Raw genomic sequence first — 5,896 nt, forward strand, 5'->3', positions numbered from 1 at the left:
AGGTGGACGGCCCCCCGCCCCCCCGCCGACCCCATGGCCAACGGCGCCTCCGCCACCCGCCCTTCCCTGCTCGAGCAGCCGGTGCAGGGATCCCGACGGCTTTCCAACTATCTGGTGGCCTCCGCGGTCACCGCCGGCGGGATCGGCTTCCTGCTCACGAGCCTTTCCAGCCGTCTCGGCCGCGACCTGCTGCCCCTGGGCCATCCAGCTGAGCTGGAGTGGGTTCCCCAGGGACTGGTGATGGGGGCCTACGGCATCGCCGGTGTGCTGCTGGCCACCTATCTCTGGTCGGTGATCACCCTGGATGTGGGGGCCGGCAGCAACCGCTTCGATCAGGAGAGCAGCCAGGCCACCATCACCCGGCGGGGTTTCCGTCAGAAGATCGAAGTGGACATCCCCCTGCGGGAGATCCTGGCTGTGAAGGTGGATGTGCGCGATGGCCTCAATCCCCGCCGCCGGCTGTCGTTGCGTCTGCAGGGCCGCAGCGACCTGCCCCTGACCCGGGTGGGTGAGCCCCTGCCTCTCGCCGAGCTGGAGCGCAGCGGCGCCGAACTGGCCCGTTTCCTCAAAGTTCCCCTCGAAGGAGTCTGAGCCGATGACGATCCACCTCAGCCGCCTCCTGCTCGTGGGCGTGCTCCTGCTGACCCCATTCGGGCTCGGGGCCTGTGCCGCCGATGCTCCGAAAAGCCCTTTGGGCTGCGCGGCCTCAGGCGCCCCCTGCCTGAGTGGTCCGGCCCTGGTGTCGCTCAAGACCAGCCAAGGGGATGTCGAACTCGAGCTCAGCGGCGATGCCGCGCCGCTCACGGCGGGAAACTTCGTCGATCTGGTGCGCCGCGGCGTCTACGACAACACGGTGTTCCACCGGGTGGTCAATGAGCCAACCCCCTTTGTGGTGCAGGGGGGTGATCCCCAGAGCGCCGACCCGAAGGTCCCGGCCACCCTCTACGGCACCGGCAGTTTCGTCGATCCAGCCAACGACCAGCCCCGGCTGATCCCCCTCGAGCTTCAACTCAAGGGGGAACCTGAGCCGCGCTACGGCGCCGAGGTGGTGGATCCAGCCGAGAGCGCCAAGCTCAGCCTCAAGCACGACCGCGGAGCCCTGGCCATGGCCCGCTCGGCCGATCCCAACTCCGCCAGCGCGCAGTTCTACATCGCCCTCAAGCCCCTCACTGAGCTCGATGGCCGCTACGCGGTGTTCGGCCGGGTGGTGAAGGGGATGGAGGTGGTCGACCGGATCAAGCAGGGCGACCGGCTGATCAAGGCCACCCTGCTGAAGGGCGGCACCCTGGTGAAGGACAAGCCCTGAGCAAGATCCGTATCAGGCGGGAACGCGCTTGTCGGAGGCGGTGACTTTGAGGAAAGCGGTGTTCACACCGGAAGCCCGCTCCAGGGCCACCTTGCCGGTGCGGGCGATCTCCAGGATCCCGTAGCTCTCGAGAATCTGCTCGAGCGCCTCGAGTTTGCCCGGATCGCCCACCACCTCCAGGATCAGGGCGTTGTCGGCCACGTCCACCACCTTGGCGCGGAACACCTCCACCAGATCGAGGATCGCGGCCCTGTTCTCCGGCGGAGCCGCCACCTTCAGCAGCATCAGCTCCCGCTCCACCGCGGGGATGCGGGTGAGATCGATCACCTTGAGCACGTTGACCAGCTTGTTGAGCTGCTTGGTCATCTGCTCGAGGGTGTGATCGTCCCCCTCCACCACCATCGTGAGCCGGGAATGGCCGCGCTGCTCGGCTGGACCCACCGCCAGGCTCTCAATGTTGAAGCCACGGCGGGCGAACAGCCCGGAGATGCGGCTGAGGGCGCCGGATTCGTCCTGCACCAGCACCGAGAGGGTGTGTTTCATGGCCGGGGCGGCGCTCGACGGGGCATCAAGCCCCAAATTACGTGCCGGCCTCCTGCGGCTCGGCCTCCAGCCGCTCCAGCCAGCTCAGCAGCAGCGCCTCAAAGGCTTCGGGGGCCTCGTCGTGGGGGCAGTGGCCGACTCCCTCCAGCCGCTCCAGCTGCAGGTCCGGTCTGAGGCGCGCGATCAGCTCCCCCACCTCGATCGGCACCAGCCGGTCGGCCTCGCCCCAGATCAGCAGAAGGGGCTGCACCAGGCGCGCCAGCAGCGCCTCGGCCGTGGCACCCCTCGGCCGCAGGGCCATGCCGATGCTCATGCCCCGCAGAGACCAGGGGGCGGTGGCCCGGCGAGCGGGGCGGGCGAACAGCCGGCGCAGTTCCGCGTCACCGATCACCGGTTGGTTGTAGGCCGACTGCAGCCCCAGATCCAGCAGGGGAGTGCGGGCGATCAGGGGCACCACAAGCTCCAGGGGCAGCAGCCGGCAGAGCACCTGCACCACCAACCGCTGCAGGCGCCGACGCCAGGGGGGACGCCGCCGTGGCACGGCCATCACCAGGCTGGGATCAGGCAGGGGCACCGCCGCCACTGCCCGCACCCAGGCCGGGCTGAACACCGCCGTGGTCAGAGCCACCAGGCCACCGAGGGAGTGGCCCAGCAGCACGGCGGGCCGTTGCACCACCTGCTGCAGGAACGCCGTGCTCTGGCGGGCCCAGAGCCGGTTGTCGAGGGGCAGGGCCGGCTGGTCGGAGGCACCGAAGCCGATCAGATCAAGGCCATAGACACACCAGCCCGACGCCACCAGGCCGGCCACGTTGTGGCGCCAGTGGCCGCTGCTGGCGGCGAAGCCATGCAGCAGCAGCAGCGGCGGATGAGCTGGGTCACCGAGCACACGCCAGTGACAGGCCAGGCCGCGCCAGTGCCAGGTGCCATGCAGGCCCCAGTCGATGCCATCCCCTGGGACAGGCTGGGCTGGAGCTGTCACCACCGGAGTCGGAGCCACGCCGAAGGACCCTCACTATTGCGAAGGAGCGGCCCAGCTGCGGCTGGGGGAAGGCTTTTTCCGCCCCGACTCGCGCCCGGCCAGGGATCTGGGGGTGCTGCTGGCCAGGCGGCTGGCGGGTCACGGCCCCCTGCGGGTGCTGGATCTGATGGCGGGCTGCGGTGTGCGCTCCCTGCGCTATGGCCTCGAGGCCGGTGCAGCCGCCATCTGGGCCAACGATGCCGATCCGGAGCGGCTGCCGCTGCTGCGGGTCAATCTGGAGCCCCTGGGGCAGCGCCTGGCGTTGCGGCTCAGTGCCCACACGGCCCAGAAGCTGCTGGCCGATTGCCTGCTCCGCGATCAGCGCTTCGAGCTGGTGGATCTCGATGCCTTCGGCTGCCCTGCGGCGCTGCTGCCGCTGGCCCTGGAGGCCGTGCGCTTCGGCGGCGTGCTCTACCTGGCCAGCACCGATGGGCGCTCCCCCACCGGCCACGACCGGGTGGCCGCCCTGCGCTCGCTGGGGGCAGCGGCCCGGGCTCACCCCGCCAGCTGGGAGCTGGCCCTGCGCCTTCAGCTCGGGGTCGTGGCCCGGGCCGCCTGGTGTCTGGGCCGGGGCCTCAGGCCCCTGCTGAATTTCAGTGATGGCCGCACCTTCCGCACGGCCGTGCAGGTGCAGCGCAGCCCTTTGGCCTTGGAAGAAGACCAGCTCGGTCTGCTGGCCCACTGCCATGGCTGTGGGGATCAGCAGGTGCAGAGCCTCAAACGCCTGCGGGGCTGGCGGGACTGCGGCTGCAGTGCCCCCCCACCACTGGCGGTGAGTGGTCCGCTCTGGATTGGTCCGCTCCAGGATCCCGGCTGGCTGGGCGATCTCTCGGTCCTGGCCGCCGGTTGCCACGCCGCTGAGGAGAGCCGGCGGCTGCTGGCCAACCTGAGTGCCGACGCGGGGGAGGGCGCGCGGGTCTGGCCGATGGCGGAGATTGCCCGGCGATCGCCGGCCGGCACGGTGCGCCTGCGGCACCTGCTGGAGCGCTTGCGCCGGGAGGGTTGGAGCGCGGGCGTCAGTGGCGTGATGCCGGGGCAGCTGCGCACCTCAGCGCCCTGGGCCGTGGTGCTGGAGCTGGCCGCTGCGGGAGATGGGACACTGGGGGGGTAGCCGTTCTCGCCTGCCCCCATGGCCTCGGAAATCTTCTTCACCGCAGCGGTCTTCTGGGTGTTGATCCCCGTCGGCCTCGTGGGCGGAGCCCTGCTGCTCAAACTGCAGAAAGACTGAGCCTCGGGCGCGCTGAAGTCGGGTGCACCTCTAGGCTCAGCCCCTCCTGGTCGGGTGCTTCATGCAGGTTCTGGTCGTCGGCGGTACCGGCACCCTTGGTCGCCAGATTGCCCGCCGTGCCCTCGATCAGGGCCATCAGGTGCGTTGCATGGTGCGCTCACCCCGCAAGGCCGCCTTCCTGCAGGAGTGGGGTTGCGAGCTCACCCGGGGCGATCTGCTCGAGCCCGAAAGCCTGGCCTATGCCCTCGAGGGTCAGGACGCGGTGATCGATGCGGCCACCGCCCGCCCCACCGACAGTGCCGGCATCTACACGATCGACTGGGACGGCAAGCTCAACCTGCTCAGAGCCTGTGAGCAGGCCGGCGTGAAGCGATTCGTGTTTGTCTCGCTGTTGGGGGCGGAGCTGCACCGCGAGGTGCCGTTGATGGACATCAAGTACTGCACCGAGCAGCTGTTGATCGGCTCCGGTCTTGACTACACAATCCTGCGCTGCGTGGCCTTCATGCAGGGGGTGATCGGGCAGTTCGCCATTCCCGTGCTCGAGAGCCAGACCGTGTGGGTGAGCGGTACCCCCACCCCGATCGCCTACATGAACACCCAGGATGTGGCCCGCTTTGCCGTGGCGGCCCTGAGCCAGCCCTCCACCGTGCGACAGGCCTTCCCGGTGGTGGGTCCCAAGGCCTGGAACACCGGCGAGGTGACCCAGCTGTGTGAGCGCTACAGCGGCAAGCCGGCCCGGGTGTTCCGGGTGAGGCCCTTCCTGATCCGCCTGATGCAGGGGCTGGCGTCCTTCTTCGAGCCGGGGGTGAATGTGGCGGAGCGGCTGGCTTTTGCCGAGGTCACCGGCGGAGGTCAGCCCCTGGATGCCCCGATGGAGGCCAGCTACGAGGCCTTTGCCCTCGATCCCGGCGAGACCACCCGCCTGGAGGATTACCTCAAGGAGTACTACGACACGATCCTGCGCCGCCTGCGCGAGCTGGATGCCGACCTCGACAAGGAGGGCAAGAAGAAGCTGCCGTTCTGATTGTCCGGCAGTTCTTTTGTACCATCGTCCATCTTGCTTGCTCGTCCATGTCCATTGCCCAGATCAAGAATCTGCAGCGCCGGCTCGCCAATCTCGAGCAGGAAGCCACCGCCGAGCTGAACCGGGCCTGTGGCCATGAGCTCTGGGTGACTCTGGGTTTTGATGCCCTCGACAGCCTCGAGGAGGCTGACCGGCGAGCCCGCGCGAACTACTACTACGGCCAGCTCCAGACCGTGCGCGAACTCCAGCAGGTCATTGGCTGACCCGGCCGCCTCGGCTGACCCGGCCGCCTCGCCCGGAGAGGAGCCGGCTCAGGCGTTCCTGTTCGGCAGCGGTCACCGGCCGCCACTGACCGGGCGCCAGCCCCTCGAGGCTGAGGGAAGGCTCTGCATCCATCAGGAAGATCGCCACCCTCAGGAGCCGCAGGGTGGGCAGTCCCACCGCCGCGGTCATCCGCCGCACCTGGCGGTTGCGCCCCTCCCGCAGCCCCAGCTCCAGCCAGGAAGTGGGGATCGAGCGGCGCTGGCGGATCGGCGGCACCCGCTCCGCCAGGCCTGGATCCGCCAGGGCGATGGCCTGAGCGCTGAGGGTGCGTCGGCCCTGCACCATTACCCCCTCTCGCAGCTGCTGCAGGGCCGCATCGCTGGGCGTTCCCTCCACCTGCACCCAGTAGCGGCGCCAGTGGCCCCAGCGGGGATCCGTGAGGCGTTGCTGCAGGCGGCCATCGCTGGTGAGCAGCAGCAGGCCTTCGCTGTCGGCATCGAGGCGGCCGGCGGC

General features: G+C 69.4%; 9 protein-coding genes. 6 read left to right on the plus strand and 3 right to left on the minus strand.

Annotated features, from left to right (window positions below):
* Window positions 1-33: 33 nt before the first annotated feature.
* Together KBY78_RS15375 and KBY78_RS15380 are read left to right on the plus strand one after the other, a co-directional pair.
* On the plus strand, window positions 34-591 hold the full coding sequence (locus KBY78_RS15375) for a photosystem I assembly protein Ycf4 (protein WP_255144374.1): 558 nt from the start codon (window positions 34-36) through the stop codon (window positions 589-591).
* Window positions 592-595: 4 nt separating this feature from the next.
* Window positions 596-1,306 carry a peptidylprolyl isomerase gene (locus KBY78_RS15380; protein WP_255144368.1) on the plus strand — a complete coding sequence of 237 codons (711 nt, stop codon included), beginning with the start codon at window positions 596-598 and terminating at the stop codon, window positions 1,304-1,306.
* A gap of 12 nt (window positions 1,307-1,318) precedes the next feature.
* Here KBY78_RS15380 and ilvN read toward each other — a convergent pair whose 3' ends face one another.
* Together ilvN and KBY78_RS15390 are read right to left on the minus strand one after the other, a co-directional pair.
* Window positions 1,319-1,849: an acetolactate synthase small subunit gene (ilvN, locus tag KBY78_RS15385; RefSeq protein ID WP_255144369.1), complete on the minus strand. Its 531-nt coding sequence runs from the start codon at window positions 1,847-1,849 to the stop codon at window positions 1,319-1,321.
* Window positions 1,850-1,886: 37 nt separating this feature from the next.
* Window positions 1,887-2,831 carry an alpha/beta fold hydrolase gene (locus KBY78_RS15390; RefSeq protein WP_255144370.1) on the minus strand — a complete coding sequence of 315 codons (945 nt, stop codon included), beginning with the start codon at window positions 2,829-2,831 and terminating at the stop codon, window positions 1,887-1,889.
* On the opposite strand from KBY78_RS15390, the gene KBY78_RS15395 reads away from it, so the two are divergent.
* The 4 genes from KBY78_RS15395 (at window position 2,791) to KBY78_RS15410 (ending at window position 5,382) form a co-directional block, all read left to right on the plus strand.
* Entirely contained in the window at window positions 2,791-3,978 is a 1,188-nt protein-coding gene (locus KBY78_RS15395) for a N2,N2-dimethylguanosine tRNA methyltransferase (protein ID WP_255144371.1), read from the plus strand. The genes KBY78_RS15390 and KBY78_RS15395 overlap by 41 nt on opposite strands.
* Window positions 3,979-3,996: 18 nt before the next feature.
* Window positions 3,997-4,095, plus strand: a complete 99-nt coding sequence (petM, locus tag KBY78_RS15400; protein WP_006171769.1) for a cytochrome b6-f complex subunit PetM — start codon at window positions 3,997-3,999, stop codon at window positions 4,093-4,095.
* Window positions 4,096-4,156: 61 nt separating this feature from the next.
* Complete coding sequence (locus KBY78_RS15405; RefSeq protein ID WP_255144372.1) at window positions 4,157-5,119, plus strand: NAD(P)H-binding protein; 963 nt, start codon at window positions 4,157-4,159, stop codon at window positions 5,117-5,119.
* A 47-nt stretch (window positions 5,120-5,166) separates the two neighbouring features.
* A complete protein-coding gene (locus KBY78_RS15410) occupies window positions 5,167-5,382 on the plus strand; it encodes a hypothetical protein (RefSeq protein ID WP_006171767.1) in 216 nt (71 codons plus the stop codon).
* Here KBY78_RS15410 and KBY78_RS15415 read toward each other — a convergent pair.
* The coding region (locus KBY78_RS15415; RefSeq protein WP_255144373.1) for a pseudouridine synthase at window positions 5,372-5,896 on the minus strand (525 nt) is incomplete at its 5' end. The two genes, KBY78_RS15410 and KBY78_RS15415, sit on opposite strands and share 11 nt — an antisense overlap.

It is taken from the genome of Synechococcus sp. EJ6-Ellesmere (assembly GCF_024345875.1).
GTDB lineage: Bacteria > Cyanobacteriota > Cyanobacteriia > PCC-6307 > Cyanobiaceae > Regnicoccus_A > Regnicoccus_A antarcticus.